Annotated in this window: 26 protein-coding genes and 1 tRNA gene; 15 read left to right on the top strand and 12 right to left on the bottom strand. The window is 42.9% G+C overall.

Annotation, left to right across the window (positions count from 1 at the left end):
- Window positions 1-19: 19 nt before the first annotated feature.
- The 5 genes from B7P33_RS11680 to B7P33_RS11660 all read left to right on the top strand — a co-directional run bounded on the left by B7P33_RS11680 (window position 20) and on the right by B7P33_RS11660 (window position 2,552).
- Window positions 20-370, top strand: a complete 351-nt coding sequence (locus B7P33_RS11680) for a hypothetical protein (RefSeq protein ID WP_097442138.1) — start codon at window positions 20-22, stop codon at window positions 368-370.
- A 2-nt stretch (window positions 371-372) separates the two neighbouring features.
- Window positions 373-723, top strand: coding sequence for an SPW repeat domain-containing protein (locus B7P33_RS11675; protein WP_097442137.1), 351 nt, complete (start codon window positions 373-375; stop codon window positions 721-723).
- 59 nt (window positions 724-782) lie between these two features.
- Complete coding sequence (locus tag B7P33_RS11670) at window positions 783-1,253, top strand: YHS domain-containing (seleno)protein (RefSeq protein WP_097442136.1); 471 nt, start codon at window positions 783-785, stop codon at window positions 1,251-1,253.
- A gap of 138 nt (window positions 1,254-1,391) precedes the next feature.
- A complete protein-coding gene (locus B7P33_RS11665) occupies window positions 1,392-1,964 on the top strand; it encodes a uracil-DNA glycosylase family protein (protein ID WP_097442135.1) in 573 nt (190 codons plus the stop codon).
- Between the two features lie 60 nt (window positions 1,965-2,024).
- Window positions 2,025-2,552: a GNAT family N-acetyltransferase gene (locus B7P33_RS11660; protein WP_097442134.1), complete on the top strand. Its 528-nt coding sequence runs from the start codon at window positions 2,025-2,027 to the stop codon at window positions 2,550-2,552.
- 1 nt (window position 2,553) lies between these two features.
- Here B7P33_RS11660 and B7P33_RS11655 read toward each other — a convergent pair whose 3' ends face one another.
- Window positions 2,554-2,922 (bottom strand): DoxX family protein, encoded by a 369-nt coding sequence (locus B7P33_RS11655; RefSeq protein ID WP_097442133.1) that lies wholly within the window; start codon window positions 2,920-2,922, stop codon window positions 2,554-2,556.
- Between the two features lie 109 nt (window positions 2,923-3,031).
- Here B7P33_RS11655 and B7P33_RS11650 point away from each other — a divergent pair, with 109 nt between their 5' ends.
- The 6 genes from B7P33_RS11650 (at window position 3,032) to B7P33_RS11625 (ending at window position 7,429) form a co-directional block, all read left to right on the top strand.
- Window positions 3,032-3,400 carry a winged helix-turn-helix transcriptional regulator gene (locus B7P33_RS11650; protein ID WP_097442132.1) on the top strand — a complete coding sequence of 123 codons (369 nt, stop codon included), beginning with the start codon at window positions 3,032-3,034 and terminating at the stop codon, window positions 3,398-3,400.
- Window positions 3,397-4,161, top strand: coding sequence for a creatininase family protein (locus tag B7P33_RS11645; protein ID WP_216359382.1), 765 nt, complete (start codon window positions 3,397-3,399; stop codon window positions 4,159-4,161). Before B7P33_RS11650 ends, B7P33_RS11645 begins: the two co-directional genes overlap by 4 nt.
- Window positions 4,162-4,206: 45 nt before the next feature.
- Window positions 4,207-5,433: a DNA (cytosine-5-)-methyltransferase gene (dcm, locus tag B7P33_RS11640; RefSeq protein ID WP_097442131.1), complete on the top strand. Its 1,227-nt coding sequence runs from the start codon at window positions 4,207-4,209 to the stop codon at window positions 5,431-5,433.
- A gap of 4 nt (window positions 5,434-5,437) precedes the next feature.
- Window positions 5,438-6,049, top strand: coding sequence for a hypothetical protein (locus B7P33_RS11635; protein ID WP_097442130.1), 612 nt, complete (start codon window positions 5,438-5,440; stop codon window positions 6,047-6,049).
- Between the two features lie 163 nt (window positions 6,050-6,212).
- Complete coding sequence (locus B7P33_RS11630; protein ID WP_097442129.1) at window positions 6,213-6,626, top strand: DUF4345 family protein; 414 nt, start codon at window positions 6,213-6,215, stop codon at window positions 6,624-6,626.
- A gap of 2 nt (window positions 6,627-6,628) precedes the next feature.
- Window positions 6,629-7,429: a hypothetical protein gene (locus B7P33_RS11625; protein ID WP_097442128.1), complete on the top strand. Its 801-nt coding sequence runs from the start codon at window positions 6,629-6,631 to the stop codon at window positions 7,427-7,429.
- Window positions 7,430-7,435: 6 nt separating this feature from the next.
- Here the strand turns inward: B7P33_RS11625 and B7P33_RS19835 are convergent, their stop codons facing one another.
- Entirely contained in the window at window positions 7,436-7,579 is a 144-nt protein-coding gene (locus B7P33_RS19835; RefSeq protein WP_394341531.1) for a PLDc N-terminal domain-containing protein, read from the bottom strand.
- 170 nt (window positions 7,580-7,749) lie between these two features.
- Here B7P33_RS19835 and B7P33_RS11615 point away from each other — a divergent pair, with 170 nt between their 5' ends.
- Window positions 7,750-8,121, top strand: a complete 372-nt coding sequence (locus B7P33_RS11615) for a VOC family protein (RefSeq protein ID WP_097442324.1) — start codon at window positions 7,750-7,752, stop codon at window positions 8,119-8,121.
- A gap of 11 nt (window positions 8,122-8,132) precedes the next feature.
- Here the strand turns inward: B7P33_RS11615 and B7P33_RS11610 are convergent, their stop codons facing one another.
- From B7P33_RS11610 to B7P33_RS11575, 8 genes are all read right to left on the bottom strand, one after another.
- On the bottom strand, window positions 8,133-9,629 hold the full coding sequence (locus B7P33_RS11610; protein ID WP_097442126.1) for a DUF1254 domain-containing protein: 1,497 nt from the start codon (window positions 9,627-9,629) through the stop codon (window positions 8,133-8,135).
- Between the two features lie 106 nt (window positions 9,630-9,735).
- Entirely contained in the window at window positions 9,736-10,305 is a 570-nt protein-coding gene (locus tag B7P33_RS11605; protein WP_097442125.1) for a TetR/AcrR family transcriptional regulator, read from the bottom strand.
- Between the two features lie 88 nt (window positions 10,306-10,393).
- A complete protein-coding gene (locus B7P33_RS11600) occupies window positions 10,394-11,188 on the bottom strand; it encodes an endonuclease/exonuclease/phosphatase family protein (protein WP_097442124.1) in 795 nt (264 codons plus the stop codon).
- Between the two features lie 51 nt (window positions 11,189-11,239).
- Entirely contained in the window at window positions 11,240-11,782 is a 543-nt protein-coding gene (locus B7P33_RS11595) for an isochorismatase family protein (RefSeq protein ID WP_216359381.1), read from the bottom strand.
- Between the two features lie 9 nt (window positions 11,783-11,791).
- On the bottom strand, window positions 11,792-12,238 hold the full coding sequence (locus B7P33_RS11590) for a GNAT family N-acetyltransferase (protein WP_097442122.1): 447 nt from the start codon (window positions 12,236-12,238) through the stop codon (window positions 11,792-11,794).
- Window positions 12,239-12,275: 37 nt separating this feature from the next.
- The gene (locus B7P33_RS11585; RefSeq protein ID WP_097442121.1) at window positions 12,276-12,644 is read right to left on the bottom strand and encodes a nuclear transport factor 2 family protein; all 369 of its coding nucleotides are present in this window, start codon (window positions 12,642-12,644) and stop codon (window positions 12,276-12,278) included.
- A gap of 13 nt (window positions 12,645-12,657) precedes the next feature.
- Window positions 12,658-13,560: a cation diffusion facilitator family transporter gene (locus B7P33_RS11580; protein WP_097442120.1), complete on the bottom strand. Its 903-nt coding sequence runs from the start codon at window positions 13,558-13,560 to the stop codon at window positions 12,658-12,660.
- 103 nt (window positions 13,561-13,663) lie between these two features.
- Window positions 13,664-14,095: an RpiB/LacA/LacB family sugar-phosphate isomerase gene (locus B7P33_RS11575; RefSeq protein WP_097442323.1), complete on the bottom strand. Its 432-nt coding sequence runs from the start codon at window positions 14,093-14,095 to the stop codon at window positions 13,664-13,666.
- Between the two features lie 653 nt (window positions 14,096-14,748).
- Here B7P33_RS11575 and rnr point away from each other — a divergent pair.
- From rnr to B7P33_RS11560, 3 genes are all read left to right on the top strand, one after another.
- Window positions 14,749-16,950, top strand: a complete 2,202-nt coding sequence (gene rnr / locus B7P33_RS11570; protein ID WP_097442119.1) for a ribonuclease R — start codon at window positions 14,749-14,751, stop codon at window positions 16,948-16,950.
- Between the two features lie 356 nt (window positions 16,951-17,306).
- Window positions 17,307-17,984: a head GIN domain-containing protein gene (locus tag B7P33_RS11565; RefSeq protein ID WP_097442118.1), complete on the top strand. Its 678-nt coding sequence runs from the start codon at window positions 17,307-17,309 to the stop codon at window positions 17,982-17,984.
- Window position 17,985: 1 nt separating this feature from the next.
- Entirely contained in the window at window positions 17,986-18,657 is a 672-nt protein-coding gene (locus B7P33_RS11560; protein WP_097442117.1) for a LysE family translocator, read from the top strand.
- Between the two features lie 155 nt (window positions 18,658-18,812).
- On the opposite strand, the gene B7P33_RS11555 is transcribed toward B7P33_RS11560, so the two are convergent.
- Window positions 18,813-18,883, bottom strand: a tRNA-Cys gene (locus tag B7P33_RS11555).
- A 45-nt stretch (window positions 18,884-18,928) separates the two neighbouring features.
- Window positions 18,929-19,288 (bottom strand): dihydroneopterin aldolase, encoded by a 360-nt coding sequence (gene folB / locus B7P33_RS11550; RefSeq protein ID WP_097442116.1) that lies wholly within the window; start codon window positions 19,286-19,288, stop codon window positions 18,929-18,931.
- Window positions 19,289-19,296: the final 8 nt, after the last annotated feature.

Here is a 19,296-nt window from a genome sequence, read left to right as displayed (position 1 = left end):
AAATCAAAACAATGTACAGATGAACATACAGCAACAAGTAACACAAATTGACGCCTTGGTAACAGAAGGAGCCATGGTAGAAGCCGTAAACCGCTTTTTCGACGCCAACGCCATTACCTCCGATTTCAGTGGTGTAAAGACCCAGGGAAAGGCCCAAATGGTTGAAAAAATGGAGGGCTTCTTAGGGGCTATAGCCACGGTAAGGGGTATTACCCATCATAACAGCTTAGTCCATGGAAACACCTCAACCTCTGAGTTCACCTTCGATTTCGAAATGAAGGATGGTTCAAACATTCTTTGGCACGAGATTATTAAACGCCAATGGAATGCAGCCGGAAAAGTTGTCTCCGAAACCTACTTTAAAGCCTAATCATGACCTTACGTTTTATTAACCCTACTATGCACGGCCTAGCCGATTATTCGGCCGGTTTAGGCCTTATAGCTGCCCCATTCCTGCTAAATCTAGGAACTAGCGCACCCTTGGCGCTTTGGTTTTCGATCCTCACAGGAATTGCCGTAATAGCCGCCAGCCTACTTACCGATTATAAACTAGGTTTGCTACGCACCATTCCGTTTGAAGGTCATTTGGCTATTGATCTCTTGGTAGCCATCACCTTTATGATCCTACCTTTTGCGGCCGGTTTCTCAGGTCTGGATGCCTACTACTACTGGGTAAACGCTGCCGTGGTATTCTTGGTAGTAGCCCTAAGTAGCGAAGTCTAACCCCTAACGGAGGGTATTATCCCAACAAAAATTCAACATTTAATTTTCAATAATTCATCATGAAACAAGTATCCTTATTTGCCATTATGGCACTAGTATTCGTGGGTTCTACCGCTTTTGCCCAAGACAAAAAAGCCTTCAATATCGACAATAGTAATATCGCATTGGCCGGTTATAGCCCGGTATCTTATCTAGATTTGGGCATTGCCCAAAAAGGCAACAAGGCCTACAAATCGGAGTACCAAAAAGTGGTGTACTATTTTACCTCGGCCGAACAGAAGGCTAGCTTTGACAAAAACCCGAAAAAGTACCTACCCCAATACGGTGGTTATTGTGCCTTTGGGGTGTATGCCGGGGCCAAGTTTAGGCCCGATCCCAATAAATTCATTGTGAAGGATGGAAAGTATTTTCTATACCTCTACAATATCGAATTAGATGCCCAAGAATTATGGTTGAACGAGAAGAACCACCAAAAACTGGTCAATACGGCCAATAACAATTGGAAAAACCTTAAAGCGACCTATAACTAAGATACCGCTTTAAAGAAGGGTTAAAACTCACTTTGCCCGTCTATAGGTTAAATGAGTAACTTCATGGGTTGTTAACAACGGGAGGGTCCTTAAAGGGCCGTCCTGTTGTCTTATCATCCTATTCCAAAGTCATTTTAGATGAAATCCTTACTACAAGACATTAAGGCCTGTCGGTTATGTGAAGATCTACCCCTGGGTCCCAGGCCCATTGTGGCGGCTTCAGCCCAAAGTAAAATTGCGATTATTGGCCAAGCCCCGGGAAGTGTTGTACATAAAACCGGTGTAGCTTGGGACGATAAAAGCGGGGAAACCCTTAGAAGTTGGTTGGGTGTTACTGAAAACCAATTTTACGATCCAGATAATTTCGCTTTGATCCCTATGGGCTTTTGTTATCCGGGAAAGGGAAAATCGGGCGACCTGGCCCCCAGACCTGAATGTGCCCCAAAATGGCATCCTTTGCTTTGGGAACAAATGGAGCATTTAGAACTAATCCTTTTAATCGGTGCCTATGCCCAAAAACAATACCTCGCCCCAAACCCACATCGCACTTTAACCACCACCGTGGCCCATTTTAGGGAGTTTTTACCAAAACATTTCGTATTGCCCCATCCTTCCCCAAGAAACAACATTTGGCAGGCTAAAAACCCTTGGTTTCGTTCAGAAGTCTTGCCCGAACTCAAAATACTGGTATCGAATCAACTGGCCCAATAGCCTTTGGAACTTCACATGCCTTCAGCCCCAACCTCAACCTAAAATAACTAACTTGCCGCCATGTATTTGCTAAGCGGACAAGAAACCGAACGTATTCGATTTATGGGCTGCGATGCCAAAACCCAATACCACGACTGGTTGCCCTTTTTCCAAGATCCGGCCACTTCTAGGTATTGGGAACCCCCTATTTCCCATCCGGAAAAAAGCTGTTCGGAATGGTTCAAAAAACAAGCCTGGCGAGTAAGCCATAAACAAGGGGGAATGAATGCCCTTTACGAAAAAACTACGGACCGCTTACTGGGTTATGCCGGACTATTGGTCCAAGAAATAGACGGGAATACCGAATTGGAGGTAGCCTATTCGTTGCTCCCTTCGTCCTGGGGTCAAGGTTTTGCTACCGAAGCGGCCCAAGCCTGTATGCAATGGGCCAAACAACAGGCCCAAGTGCCTTATGTTGTTTCCATTATAAGCCTAACGAATCTACCCTCGCAAAAAGTGGCCGAACGTAATGGGATGCGGGCTTGGAAAAAGACCATTTATAAAAATAACCCAGTATATATTTACAAGAGCCAACCCACCAATGCCTAGGCTATTTTACACCATGGTTTTTTTTATAAAATATATAGGAAACAGCCAATAAGCCCAGAAATACGGCCGGGGCCACTGCCATACTTATGGGGTCGCCCATGGCCATATGTGCGATTATAGCGGAAATCAGGGTAATACCAAAGCCGGCATAGGCCCACTCTTTTATATTTTTAGGTACCAATGGCAACAATAAAGCGAATCCGCCCAAGATTTTGGCCACTCCCAATTCCATTCTAAAATAGTCAGGAAAACCCAAATGGGTAAATGCAGCCATCATATCGGGAGAACTGAAATAATTGAATCCGGAAAATGCCATCATACCCCCTACGATGGAAGTACTTACCCAAAATACGATCTTGTTTTTCTTCATAACAATTTTAATGTTTTATAGGACGAAGTTAATCCGCAGATGGTTTACTTTTACTATCTGTTTCTTAAAGGAAACTAACTATTCCTAAAGAAACTTATATCGCTTTAGTATGAAAAAAATGACAGATCATTTCAGTGTATCTGAATGTACCAAGGAAATATTGGCCATTTCAGATACCATGGAACTCCTATCTGGAAAATGGAAGATTCAAATCATTGGCAATTTATTGTATTTGGGAACTATGCGGTTTATGGAACTCAAAAGATCTTTAGGGGCCATTGGCGCCAAAAAGCTTTCCAACGATCTTCATGAATTGGAAATAAACCAGCTGGTTACCAGAACGGTAAAAAACACCAAACCAATTACCGTAGAATACGAAGCAACCCCATATGCCCAAACCTTAAAACCCTTGATAAACGAAATATCGAACTGGGGTAAAATGCATCGTAAAACCATTACCCAAAACCAAAAAGCATGATACGACCCTATGTATTGGCCGAGACCAACTGGAAACACCTAAAAGACGCTCAATTCGACTTGGCCATTTTGCCCTGGGGGGCCACAGAGGCCCATAACTACCACTTACCCTATGCCACCGACAATATAGAGGCCGAACAAATCGCCATTGAGGCCGCGAGGATCGCCCATGAGGCTGGAGGTAAGGTCATTGTTCTGCCCACCATTCCGTTTGGGGTAAATACCGGCCAATCCGATATTTTTCTTGATATGAACCTAAACCCCAGTACCCAACAGGCCATTTTAAAAGATCTGATAACCGTATTGGATCGCCAAGGGGTACATAAATTGTTGGTATTCAATAGTCATGGCGGCAATAGTTTTAAGACCATGTTACGCGAATTGGGGCTCGTATTCCCAAAAATGCTGTTGGCGGAATGCCATTGGTTTAAAAGCATGGATCGCAGTGTCTATTTTGACGAACCCGGGGACCATGCCGATGAAATGGAGAGCAGTTTGATTATGCACCTACGTCCCGATTTGGTTTTACCCTTGGAAGCCGCCGGAAACGGGGCCGAAAAAAAACATAAAATCCAAGGTTTCCAAGAAGGCTGGGCCTGGATGGAGCGCGAATGGTCGGCCATAAGTGCTGATACCGGTGTTGGCGACCCCAAAGCGGCCTCGGCCGAAAAAGGGCAGCGCTTTTTTAAAGATCTGACCCAAAAGCTGGCCGGTTTCTTTTCGGAATTGGCAGCGGCGGATCCGAAGGACTTATATGATTAGTTTAGGTTTTAACCATTTGAAAGGAATCCGATATATTTGCCTGCAATGGCAAAACTGGATGTTATAGAACTTTTCGCCGGGGTCGGTGGTTTTCGATTGGGCTTGGAAAAAACCGAGGGCTTCCGTGTCGTATGGAGCAACCAGTGGGAGCCTTCGACCAAAACCCAACATGCTTCCTTGGTGTATGAGGCCCGATTTGGATCGGAGCAACATTCTAACCAAGACATAGCCTCGGTACCCACGGCCGCTATTCCGGATGCCGATATGCTGGTGGGTGGTTTTCCGTGCCAAGACTATTCCGTAGCCACTTCTTTGGTCAATTCCAAAGGCCTTATCGGTAAAAAAGGGGTGCTATGGTGGAGTATACACCGCATCCTTAAGGAAAAAGAAAACAAACCCAAATACCTGTTTCTCGAAAACGTAGATCGCTTACTAAAATCGCCGGCCCAACAACGTGGTCGCGATTTTGCCATCATACTCAAAAGCTTGGAAGAACTGGGTTATGCCGTAGAATGGCGGGTAATTAATGCGGCAGATTATGGTATGCCCCAGCGCCGCAGGCGCATTTTTTTTCTGGCCTATCATACCTCATCACCCTTATTTGAAAGCATGATAACGGCAAATCCTGAAAACTGGATAACTCAAGAAGGACTATTCGCCCAAAGCTTCCCCCTGCTTGAAAAACACGAAGGGAAATCGCACTTTTCACTAAAAGGCGACTTGGTATCACTCTCCAACGGATTCAATAAAAAAGGGAAAACCTCACCCTTTTTAAACAGTGGGCTATACCATAACGGAAAGGTGTTTTCGTTAAAGACCCAACCCCATTATATGGGCGATCGTACCGTATTGTCCGATATCTTGGAAGCCGGTCCTATTGATGAAGGTTTTTATTTAACCACCGAAAGTGTACCCAAATGGGAGTACATGAAAGGGGCCAAAAAAGAGACCCGAAAGACCAAGGCCGGTTTTGACTATCTTTATAGTGAAGGGGCCATGCGTTTCCCAGATCCCTTGGATATGCCCTCGCGGACCATTATTACCGGTGAGGGTGGTAAAGGCCCTTCGCGTTTTAAGCATGTGGTACACGATGGCAAGGGATTACGGCGGCTGACCCCGGTAGAACTCGAACGCCTGAACATGTTCCCCGATCACCATACCGAATTGGCGGGAATTACCGATGCCAAACGGGCCTTTTTTATGGGCAATGCCCTTGTGGTCGGCATTGTAGAACAAATGGCCCAGACCCTATTGGAACGACTTAAAGAATGACCCTATGGAAGCCAAGAGCACTTTTTATGACGATTTGCATAAAGAGCGCGCCTTGGCCAAATTCTTGGATTCCCAATACCGGAAATACCTCCGCCTATATCACTTTAAACGGATTAGGAGTACTAAAAAACAAAAAGCGGGTATCGACCTAGAACTGATCCATAAAACATCCGGAAAAAGCTATGCCGTAGATGAAAAGGCCCAGCTCGACTACCTGAACGAATCCCTACCCACCTTCGCCTTTGAACTACAATACCAATTGTATGGTAAAACCAAACCAGGTTGGTTGTTCGATCCCCTTAAAACAACTGAATTCTACGCTTTGGTGACCTCCATCTATAGCGATGAAGATGATGTGTTCACCGCCTGTAACCTCTATTTCGTAAACCGGGAAAAACTCATTGGGTCATTGAAAACCCATAACATAGGGCCACATACTCTAGGCTCCTTTTTACACGATATAGAACAACAACCAGGACTACATACATGGCCTGGATTATGCCGAAAAACCGAAGGTTATTTCTATGTCACCCATCATAAAGCGGAGAGACCGATCAATATTATTCTAAGACTAGACTATTTAGTCGCAAAAAAGGTCGCCAAACGACTTTTTTAAACGTTATATTTTTCAGATTTCACAAACCACCTAGTTTGTTTTTGAAGCAGTTAAACAAATAAGGTTTTGATATACAGTTTTTTAGTAGTGTTTCGTATTTTTATATAGTCCGCTATTTTCAAACCAATGCGTCGGCTTTTGTAAAAACCAGACCCAATTTTTTATGTCAAATATCACATCGAATACAACCAAAAATGCCCATCTCGTTGCGGCCTTGGTAGTGGTTGTCCCTGTGGCCTTGGGCTATGGTCTTTTACCTTCCTTTCCCTCATGTGGATATTTGGATATTCTCTTTACCCAAAACGATGTTCCGAATATATTCCGAGCACAAATGGGGCTGTACCTAGGTTGTTGTTACCTCTGGTATTCAGGTATGATCAAACCTAACTTTTGGGTACCCGCGACCTATAGTTTGATACTCTTTATGGGCGGGTTAGGTCTGGGCAGATTACTTAGTCTGCTTTTAGACGGTATGCCATCGGCCCTATTTTTCTGGGGCACTTTTGCCGAGCTTGGTTTGGCCTCTTATGCGTTGTACCAATTGAAAAAGCACAAAAATCCATCTTTCAAAAACTAAACATGAAACGTATTGAACTCTTTGAATTTGAAGATTACGACTGGTTACCCAAAACTATTCGGACCAGTTGTACCCATCTGATTGTGGTATTGCATAAAATGCTGGGTACCCCAGCGGTTTTGATCGATCTGTTACGAAACGTACGACAACATTATCCCTTTACCCAAATTACCGATTTGGGTTCGGGTTCAGGCGGGGCCATGCCCCTGGTCATGGAACAATGGCAGCATAAAACAGAGTCCGTACAGCTGCTTTTGACCGACCTACACCCGCATCCGGAATTCGTTAGCTACATCAACAAAAAAGGGCTCGACTATCTAAGATATCACCCAGATGCCGTAGACGCCACCCAATTTGACCAGGTTCCTGGTGGGTTAAAAACCATGGTAAACTCTTTTCACCATATGTCGCCCCCTATGGCCCGAAAGATCTTGGCCTCGGCCCAAGACAATCGTCAACCTCTTTTGATATATGAAATGGGCGAAAACTTTGTACCCACCTGGCTATGGTGGCTATTGTTACCCCTATCGCTCTGTATTTTAATCGTCATGGCCTTGATCATGACCCTTTTCGTAAAACCCTTGGGGTGGAAACAAGTGGTCTTTACCTATTTGATACCCATAATACCCTTGGTATATGCCTGGGACGGACAAGCCTCTACCATGCGTACCTATACCTTTGACGACCTAAAAAGTATATTGCCCCCAGCTGAAGCAGGCTATACCTGGACCATGGAAAAAGCCAAAAAAAGAAATGGGAAAAACCTGGGGTATTATGTGTTGGGGTTACCTCTATCTTCCTAAGAGATTTTAATAGGTATTAGTATTGTTTATACGACTCCTGTTTATATAAACTAGGGAACCAATTAAGGGGATAAAGAACACAATAAGTACCCATAAAAATTTATTTTCTGATTTATTTTGGCTTCTAAATATCTCAACCAAACAATACATGCAAAGCGTTAAATGAAGAACGGCCAAAACTTGGGAAAGAAAAAGCGTGGGAGAAAAATCGGCTAAGTCTATTTCCATAAAAATAATAAGTTGGTATGTGTAAAGGTATGTATAACAATCCTTTTAAACCCAAAACCCGTAACTTTAAACAAACCACAAAAACGATAGATATGAAACTAGGTGCATTTTCCATGAGTTTAGCGGTCAAGGATCTACAGGTATCCAAGGCATTTTATGAAAAACTTGGGTTTACGGTCTTTGCCGGCCAAGAAGAAAAGAACTATCTGATCTTAAAGAACGGTAATGCCCTAGTGGGCCTCTTTCAGGGTATGTTCGAAAACAACATCCTTACCTTTAATCCGGGCTGGGACGAAAACGCCCAGAAACAAGATCAATTTGACGATGTACGGGACATTCAGGCACATTTAGAGTCCCAAGGCCTAGATTTTAACTCTAAAGTAGCCGAAAACACCCAAGGGCCCGGTAGTTTTGTGGTTACCGATCCCGACGGGAATATGATCTTGGTAGATCAGCATGTGTAAGGGGTAAAACCCTACTTCAACAGCTCAAAATCGCCCGGTTTCCAACTTTTATCAAACCAAGGTTCCAGGGGGCCGTACAGGCGGAGAAGCACACAATAGGCCTTACCCGGAATGGTCTGTACCCAGTTGTTTTCTTTCCCCTTGGGGGCTTTGGGGCCAAAATACACGGTATACGAACCATCTTTATTCGGCTTAACGTCTGGCGATAAATTATCGAGTCCAGCCAATTTTTGGTCGGTTTCCAGCATGGATCGGTGTTGGGTAGAATACACCATAAAAGACCAAAAATCTTTGGCAGGTACGGGGGCAGGCAAGGTTACTTGGTAGGTTTTTCCGCCATCGAGAAATTGGTTTTGGGCATCGTGGGCCGCAAAGGCGTATACCGATCCCGTTCCCACGGCCGGTGCCGCCATGGCGGGGGTAATACCCGTTGCCAAATAATGGAAGGCTACCCGATCGGTGAGCACGATGGCCCCTTCGTTAACAAAATCGTGGGCCCCACTGGTTAGGGAGGAATACCACTTTCGGTCCGGATAAAAATACTGGCTTTCGTTCCGCGGACTAAAACTTATGGCCCTGGCCATGGCATTACCAATGGCTACACCTTCTTCCAAAAGTTTTTTGGTATGAGGGTCCGGGTCGAATTTATGTCCCTTTTTGATGCCGACCGCTGCCAAATTCCCTAAAAATTCAGGCGTAAAAGCCGAAGCCGGCTCATATTGAACCACGGTATCCAATTCCTTGAAAAAATCGAAATCATTGGCATGTATGGTATTGAACCGCTGCCCAGAGAGGTCTACAAAACGTTGTTTGGGTTTGGTACGGGCCTCTGCCAAAGGGTATAAATTAAAGGTAGATCGAAAAAGATCCATTGCGGCTTGGGCCTCTTCGGGTTGGGAAACCAATCGTAACAATAACCAATTGCGGTAAGACCGGGATCTAACCGTAATATAGCCTTCTCGGTTTTGGTCGGCATCATCCGGGCCTAAAAAAAGGTACTTACCCCCTTTTCCTTGATCTTCTCCGGTAAGACCGATGTCTGCCACATGTAAAAAATAGGCATCGTTTACAAAACCGAGGGCCGGTTGGGCTATTTCGAGCACCACCGGACCATTTTTCAAATCGATTTCACCTACAATATAGGGCGTACTTGAATTGGCCGTTAAAAACAGGGTTCGGGCATCCATCAATTTTTCGAAAGTTCCTATATCACCAGCTTCCAGGCCGGCTTGTTTCAAGCCTTCCAACATAGCATAAAGAGAAGCAGCAGGCATCCCATCTAAAAAAAGATTGGCCGCACGGGAAACGGTCATAAAGTCGTAAGCTTTGTTTACTGTTTCTTCAGTTGGCATACCATCAAAAAACTCCAATTCACCCAACAATTTGGTGTTTACCTGATCTGGAGTAAGAATGTTCTGGGGTACCTCAGCCGCATATTTAGGTGCGGATTGGGCCAGGCACGACAAGGAAAATAAGCCAATGGTAAAACAGAAAATTAAGTGTCTCATAGCAAGGAATATTGGAGGTATTAACAAATTTATCCCAAACGCTTGAGCGGCTCTAGACAGCCCTGTCTAACCAGAGCATATAGTGACTGGGAGAATCGGGGTTCCGCTAATTCAAATAATGCAATTTCTCGGGGCTCAAACTTAAAACCGAGGCCAACACCTCTTTACCAAGGGCCATCATACTCTCAGTAGATAGGTCTTCGGGATCTATGCGCGAATACCAGGCCTCACAAACCGTTATCCATAGTTTAAAGGTATTTTCGGCATTACGGGGTAAATCGAATTGTTGGGCAAAAAGATCAAGGGCAAAGGTGTCGGAAGAAGCTTTGAATACCTCTAAAAAGGTAGCCTCATACAAGGGTATATGACGATGTAGGAACATTTGTCGTGTAAACAGAAAAGGGATTTTGGCCTGACTTAAATGCACATAGATGTCCGGGAAAAACTGGTTACATTCTTTTTTGCACCAAGAATCGAACTGTTTGGCCGCTGCCTTATGGGTCTGTAAAATGGCTTCAATATACCCCTCTATATCCCCGAAATGATGATAAAAGGTGGCTCTGGAGAGAACCAATTCTTTACTTAGTCGGTTTATACTGAGATATTCCGGACCAAAAAGGGCAAACTGTTCGTAGCCTTTTTCAATCCATAAATTTCGGGTTGGCGGTTGGTTCATAATGGGATCCCATTCTTGGAATCAAGATAACATTTTCGAATGAACAAACTTCCCTGTATACTGCTAAAAACCTACTACTTATTCACATTTACTCAGGAAGCAACTCCAAAGTAACCAAATACCCACAATGGTCAGAAACGATACTATTCTGAATTACTTCTGTGGCTACGACCCGCCATCGGTTTTTAGGGTAAAACAAGACATAATCGATTTTTTTGGAAGGATTGTCCGATGGATAAGTAGGTTCGGCTTTTTTGGGCTTATAAGCTGGCGTCCAAAACTGTTCCAATAGGGCCAAGGTCTCGCTATGGGGCAGGGCATTAAGATCACCGGCCAAGATGGTGGGTAGCTTGGTGTCTTTATAATAGGCATTTACCTGGGCGGCCTGGGCCCTTCGATCGCCACCATCGGGTAAATGGTCGAAATGGGTACCCACTAAGGCGATCGTATCGGTAGCATTTAACCGAACCCGGGTTTCCAGGGCAGTTCTTGGTTCGGCATTGGGGCTATGGGGTAAGGGTAAGTTACGACTACTTAGAAAAGAATGTTTAGATAAGATCCCTTCGCCGTATTCGCCCCCATCAAAGGCCATGGCCTTGCCAAAAATCGGGGCCATTTTAGTGCGCCAACCCAATTCGGTCATAAGATCATAACCCTTCGCCCTACGGGTCTTAAAATCGACCTCTTGCATGGCCACAAAATCGGGATCGGCATCCAAAATCAGCTGTGCGATAACATCCAGATCAAAATTGCCCTGGGTAGTGGCCCCATGCAAAATATTTAGGCTTAGTACTTTAATAGTGGTTTTTGATGGCTCAATTTCTTGAGATCTTAACGTTATGGCCAATAGCATTAAAACAGATAACAACAATTTCGATTTCATATCCTTGTGGTAAATTTTCAATACATAAATCAGTTAAGTACAGGTCGTCAATTATAGGGTCCTTAAGATATTTTTAGTCGATAACACCTCAATTCCCCCGGCCGTGGGAAGCATATGTTGCCATACCCAATTGTAATGGTCTATCACTTGTTTAGCGGAAAGATGTGGCCTATCGCCGGTGGTATGCCCATCTTCGACCACGGTTACATGAAAATCCTTGGTCAAAGCAGACTGAATACTGGACTCAACACAAAAATCCGTGGCACAACCGGTTATGAACAAATGGGAAATCCCAGATTTTTGCAAAACTTCTTGAAGTCTAGATCGGTAAAATACATCATTGGCATATTTATCAATATAAACATCGTCTGGTTTTAGGTTTAGAGTATCCAAATTCTGCCAATCGGATGCATTTTTTTCGAACTCCCCACTACCTGTTCCATCATGTTGTATAACTACCACAGGCCAATGTAAACTTCGGAATTCCATGGCCAAAATATTAATGTTATCAACTACCTCATTAGTCCTAAATCTAGGGGTTTTAGGGGTGAAAGACCCTTTTTGCATATCTATAATCAGCAGGGCTTTGTTCATTATTATCTCTTATTTAAATGAAAACACCATATTCACATGCGGGATACCATCTTCCAAATAGCCTTCCCCAGTTTCGGTAAAACCGAGTTCGTTATAGAATTTGAGTAGATATTGTTGGGCCGATATTCTTATGGGCTGCCCTCCAAAGGCAGCTTTACAAGCTTCGATAGAGGCCAGCATCAGATCTTTACCATAGCCAAAGGCCCTATGTTCTGGGTGTACCACTACCCTACCGATACTTACCTCGTCAAAATATTTCCCCGGGGCAAAAATACGGGTGTAGGCTGCCAAAGTATCCTCGTGATAACCTAATACATGCAGGGCTTTTTGGTCCTTGCCATCTATATCTTGGTACACACAGTTTTGTTCCACTACAAAAACGGCTGAGCGCAACTGCAGTATGGTATACAATTCGGTTTTAGTTAGATTTTCAAAGGTTTTAGTTTCAAAACGCATTTATAATATTGTTAAATGGCCCGTAGGGCCGATTTTTTTAGAGGGCCATGCCGCTTCCGCCAATAAGCTTCCAATCGGTACCAAACAATTTCCAAGTTCGAAAATAGCGGTATTCCCCATCGATGGGGTGGTCGGCAAAGGTACCTTTGAGTAGCATTTTAACGGAGACCAAAGCCGTATCGCCCAAACAAACGATTTTATGATCGGATACGCTTACCGATTGTAATTGTACCCTCCCAGATGTTATATTTTCCAACTCCATAGCCTTGGACATGATTTGCCCGGTCGGGATTACGAACAAAAGATCTTCATGTAACAAGGCATTCATTTCGGCTAGGTTTTGTGTTTTCATCGCCTGAAGCAAACGATTTTCCAAATCCAGAATTTCCGATTTATTTACTGTCATTACGCTTAAGCTTTTAATCTTGTACGATTATATTTTTATCTCCTTCTCGGCCATACTCAGGTTGTAATGTCACATGGTTAATACCATAGTCAACCAATAGTAGGTTACTGATTTTTGCGTGAAGGGCATTGAGTTGCGAAATAGGGCAATCGATATCCATTTCTATATGGGCTTCTAAATGCAACTCGTCTTCATTCAAGGGCCAAAGATGGATATGATGTATATTGGCCACCCCATCCAAAGCGGTAATTTTTTTTACCAATTGGTTAATATCGATATGCTCTGGGCTAAACAACATTAAGATTTTGGTTGCCGAAACCAATAATTGATATCCTACATAGATAAGATAAAGCGCTATGGCCAAAGTCAGTACCGGATCTACCCAAAACCAACCTAAATACTTCATTAACAAGCCACCAACCAATACCGCTACCGAGGCCAACATATCGGTCAGTAAATGTAGGTAGGCCGATTTCATGTTCAGGTTTTTATCGGCCCCATCGTGCAATAGGAAAACACTGAGTCCGTTTCCGACAATGGCCACCACCGATAACCAAATGACCCATGTACTATCTATAAATTGAGGTTCCAGAAAACGTTCTATGGCCTCCTTGATCAAGATCAGGGCTACAATCAGTAAAGTTGCCGCATTGATGAAGGCCGCCAATATTCCGGCCCGTTTATACCCAAAAGTTTTGGTTCGGGTCGATTTGCGTTTCGCCAATTTTTCGGCCACATAACTGATAACCAACGAAAGTACATCTGAAAAGTTATGCAGGGCATCTGACAATAAGGCCAAGCTACCCGACCACAAGCCCCCGGATACTTGGGCCACCGTAATAACCATATTCAACAGAATGGTGAACAGTAAATACTTGCTATGCGAATGATGGTGATGGTGATCCGTATGGGACATGCCGATCTATTAGGGTAGGGATTAATTAAAGCTGTATATCCGACTAAATGTAATCGAATTCCAAATAACAAAAAAGGAACCCGAAGGCTCCTTTACAAGTTTTTTATTTACAAGGCATTTTTGCCAGTCGCCTATCATGTCGGCCACCTTCGTATTCGGTATCAAAAAAGGTCTTTACCATATCCAAGGCCTGGGGCAATGAAATATAACGTGCGGGCAAGCTTAAAATATTGGCATTATTATGCGAACGGGCCAAGGCCACGATCTCTTTGTTCCAACATAGGGCCGAACGTACTTTTTGGTGTTTATTGGCCGTCATACTGGCACCATTGCCACTTCCGCAGATGATTATACCATAATCTACTACTTCATTTTCCACATCTTCGGCCACCGGATGTACAAAATCGGGATAATCAACGCTATCAACGGAATCGGTACCATAATTGGTTACCTCCATTCCCATGGATTTAAGCCAACCTATAATGGCTAGTTTATAATCGGTTCCGGCATGGTCGTTGCCAATGGCTATCTTCATAATGTTAGGTTTTGGGGACAAGGATACAACTTCCTTGGGGTTTACAAACAATATTTAGGGATTGACAACAAAAATACGAATTCACCTGAAGAAGCCCTTATCTTGACCCAAAAGAACAATTTTTGATAAGATTACAAAGCCTTGGTTTTAAAGGCCCTTTGATATGAACCTAATGTTAAGGGATTGTTGATAAAAACCCGATCAAAATATTTTGTTTTTTACCAAAAATTCCGCCTTACGAAATAAATCCGTGGTATCACAACGGTTTTTATTCCCAGTTTTCGAAAGATATCAAAAGGCAAGATCCAATAATTAACAGTAGATTTACATTAAATTTTCAAAAAATAAACAACGGTTTTCGTTATCAACAACTGTGGATAAACTTTATAAAAGCCTGATGCTGACATCCCAATTCGCTTAACTTACGTAAATAGATCGTTCATAAAGCGACACGCATCAAAAAAGCAAGCTTTTAATCCATATTTTATATCCACTATCAACACCCTATAATACCCATCATTTTTAATTTTTTTAAAAAAGAAGAAAAGAAAGTTATTATATATATGAATTCACTTTTCTTTTCGATTTGATAAAATGGGTTAGGTCTTAGTTGATCGTAAAATCAGTTATTTTCGAACTAAGAAATACAGTAGATGTCCAAAAAAAAGAAACGGGCCAATAACCATTTGAAGAACCAGATTACGAAAGGAATTTTCACGGTTCTCGAAAAACAGCCTTCAAAAACCTTTAATTATAAACAGATATCCGGAAAACTCGGTATTATAGATACCGCCGGTAGAAACCTATTGATTAAGCGATTGGGCCAATTGGTGGCCAAAGACCGCATAAAGGAAGTAGAGCGCGGTAAGTACCAGGCCATTGCCGAAAAGATAACCCATTATACGGGTAAAATAGATATTACCACTCGGGGTAACAATGCCTTTGTTATCGTAGAAGAGTTGGAAAAAGATGTATTTATACCTGCCAACAAATTCCACCGTGCCTTTCATGGCGATACCGTTGAGGTCTATGTATATCCGAAGACCAAAGGCAAACGGCCCGAAGGTGAGATTACCAAGGTGGTAGAACGTAAGAAGACCAAATTTGTTGGTATATTGGAACTTAACGGTAATTACGGATTCGTACGTCCGATGGATAACCGTATGTATACCGATATATTCGTTTCCAAGGACAATTTGGGCGATGCCGAAGATGGCGATAAGGTATTGGTAGACGTATACAGTTGGCCAGAAGATACCGATTCGCCCTACGGAAAAATACTTTCGGTACTCGGTAAACCCGGTGAACATAATACCGAGATCCATTCCATTTTGGCCGAATATGGTCTACCCTATGAGTTCCCTTACGAGGTAGAAGACTTTGCCAATAAACTCGATACCAGTATAAAGGAAGAAGAAATTGCCAAACGCCGCGATATGCGCGAGGTACTTACTTTTACCATTGACCCAAAGGATGCCAAGGATTTTGACGATGCCCTTTCTTTTCAAAAACTGGAGAATGGAAATTACGAAATTGGAATCCATATTGCCGATGTTTCGCATTACGTAAAACCCGGTACTATTTTAGACGATGAAGCCTATGAACGGGCTACTTCGGTCTATTTGGTAGATCGTGTGGTACCCATGTTGCCCGAAATACTATCGAACAACGCCTGTTCCTTACGTCCGCGGGAAGAGAAGTATACCTTTTCGGCCATTTTTGAAATGAATGAGGCCGCACAGGTAGTGAATCAATGGTTCGGACGTACGGTTATTAATTCCAACGAACGTTTTGCCTACGAAGAGGCACAACAGATCATTGAAAGTGGCAAAGGTTTGATCCCTTTCGATATTTCCATACGTGATGAAGGTGCCTATACCGTAGATGAAACTATCGTAGAAGCGACCTTGACCTTGGATAAATTGGCCAAGATCATGCGTAAAAAACGTATGGGCGAAGGAGCTATCTCCTTTGATAAGGTAGAGGTACGTTTTCAATTGGACGATGCCAACAACCCTACCGGGGTTTATTTTAAGGAATCGAAGGATGCGAATAAATTGATTGAGGAGTTTATGCTACTGGCCAATCGTAAAGTGGCCGAATATATTGGTAAACGCAAACCCCCACATACCTTTGTATACCGGGTACACGACGAACCCGATATCGATAAATTGACCGCGCTAAACGGATTGGTACACCGATTCGGACATAGTTTAAACCTGCGCGACAAATCGAGTATAAGTAGTTCTTTGAACAAATTATTACACGATGTAAAAGGTAAAAAAGAACAGAATATGGTCGATACCCTGGCCATACGAACCATGAGCAAGGCCGAATATACTACCCAAAACATTGGGCATTACGGTTTGGCTTTTGATTATTACTCCCATTTTACCTCCCCTATACGTCGTTATCCGGATGTGATGGTACATCGTTTGTTACAGCATTATCTCGATGGTGGTAAACCCGCTAATGCGGAGCAATATGAGGAAAAATGCCAACATTCCTCATCCATGGAAAATTTGGCCGCCAATGCCGAAAGGGACTCTATCAAATACATGCAGATCAAATTTATGGAAGACCATAAAGATCAAGAGTTCAAAGGGGTAATTTCGGGCGTTACCGAATGGGGTATTTATGTAGAAATCATTGAAAACAAATGTGAGGGCATGATCCGAATCCGCGATATCAAAGATGATTACTATGTTTTCGACGAGTCCGAATACGCCATCGTGGGTCAACATTCGAACCGGGTATATCAATTGGGCGACGAAGTTCTGGTTATGGTAAAAAACACCGATTTGATCAAACGCCACCTCGACTTTTCTTTGATAGGCCGACCGGTTGAGGAATGATAATTTTCAAAATATAATTCTATCTGCCCCGTTTTTTAGCGGGGCTTTTTGTTTTAAAAGGTTTTTCCTGCCAATATGAGCAGTCAGTAAAATTTCAAATTTCCATATTAGAAAGAATCACTTTTCCAAAAGGTTAAGTTATCCCTCTTTTCGTTTTCTGAAGGCCTACCGTAGCACCCTATTTGGCAAACAATCCGTACTTTTACTTTATAATGTGCTGTCCGTATTAATTGTGCTAATTCGCAATGATCATATTTGGCACCATTTCTGCTTATACAGCTACGAATAGTTTGGGTAGACCTTAAAGATTTGGTTCGTTTACCGAATTGGTTTAAACCCTATAAAACCAACATATTATGAAACATATTCTACTTGTTTTCGCTTTGGTACTAAGTACCCAACTTGTGGCCCAAAGCGATAAAATTACCCAAGAAATAGGGGCCTTTGCCGAACTGAAGGTTTTCGACGGACTCTCTATAACCTTGATACCTTCGGATGTGAATAAAGTGGTGATCACAGGCGACGATGCCAAAAAGGTGTCGGTCATAAACAAAGACGGTAACCTAAAGATCCGAATGGATATAGACAAGATTTTTAGTGGCCATCGCACTTTCGTAGATCTATATTACAAACAAGAGATCAACGTTTTAGACGTAAATGAAGATGCCCGCATCGCTACAAAAGCACCAATTGTGCAAAAAGTATTGGAGATAAAGGCCCAAGAAGGGGGCGAATGTGAGATAGGGGCCGATTTGGAACAATTGATTATTAAAGCTGTAACCGGAGGCGAGGTAACCGTTAGTGGTACCGCTACCAACCAAGATATTAACATTAATACCGGAGGTCGTTTTTTAGGTAAGGAACTGGCCACCCAGATTACTACCGTGGTGGTAAATGCCGGAGGTTTGGCCGAGATTAACAGCACCGATTATGTAAAGGTCACCGTTAAGGCCGGGGGTAATGTAAAAGTATACGGCAACCCCGATAAAATGGACGAAAAAACCCTATTTGGCGGTAAGATTACCCGAATGTAGTATGATAGATGATATCCAGGCCGCGATTCCTTTAGGGGTATTATTGGCCTTTATGATTGGACCCGTATTTTTTGTGTTGTTGGAAACCAGTGCCATCAAAGGGGCAAGGGCGGCCATAGCGTTGGATTTTGGGGTTATTATAGCGGATATCATTTTTTTATTGATAGCATATTTCAGCTCCTTCCAATTGTTGGAGAACCTGAGTAACCAACCCGGTCTTTATGTTTTTGGGGGTATGATCTTACTATTGTATGGTATCGTAACCTTTAAAAAAAGGGCGGCCAAAGAAGCCAATACCAGTTTTAAGGTAACCCGAAACGATTATTTGGGTCTGTTCGTAAAAGGTTTTCTGCTAAACTTTATCAATATTGGTGTTTTGGTGTTTTGGCTAGGGGTTATCATTGTCGTGGGACCCAGTCTCGATAACCAACCGAATCGTATGTTGGTATTTTTCGGTAGTATGTTGGGTGCCTATTTTATTACCGACCTCATTAAGATCGTATTGGCTAAACAATTAAAACGGTACCTGACCCCGGCCCGTATTTTTTGGGTAAAACGTGGTTTGGCCGTTATACTTATCATTTGTGGGGTAGTATTGATAACCAAAGGATTTTTACCCAAGGATAAACTCAATATTCAAGATGGGTTGGAAATGATCCAAGAACACGAATAAACTATCCCGGTGCAATCTCGATAGCCATTGGGACACGAGGCAACCGAAGAAAACAAGATTTATATTTCGATGCTAACCTTGAAGTATTAAACCCTAATTGGCGGTGCCAATAAAAAAACCTGACGAGAATAGGATTCTGTCAGGTTTCTAATTTGAGGCATCGAGCGGACTCGAACCGCTGTACGAGGTTTTGCAGACCTCTGCCTAGCCACTCGGCCACGATGCCTTAGGGCTGCAAATATAGTATTTATCTACTTTTTTAATAGAAAAATCAACTTCTTTCTCGGCTAAGGGTTACGGTTACCAGTTCAACATCGCCACCAATGGGCGGATTTACCTTTGATACCGAGACTTCTATGGCATTTACCTTACCAATTTCGGCAAAAATACGATCGCTGATTCGTTGGGCTACATGTTCCAAAAGTTTAGATCGTATGGCCATTTCTTGCTTTACGATTTTATTCAGGTGCACATAATCTACCGTATCGGACAATTGATCGGTCTGGCTTGGTTTTCTAAGGTTGGCGTAAATGGTCAGATCTACCCTATAATCGCTACCGATTGCGCCTTCTTCCTGTAAACAACCATGATATGCATATACCCTGATATTATTTAAAACAACCTTACCCATAAGAGATT

The sequence above is a fragment of the Sediminicola luteus genome, assembly GCF_002514735.1.
In the GTDB taxonomy this organism is placed as follows: Bacteria; Bacteroidota; Bacteroidia; order Flavobacteriales; family Flavobacteriaceae; genus HQA918.
Note: the sequence above shows the minus strand (reverse complement) of the source record. Positions and strands in the feature narration are given on the sequence as shown.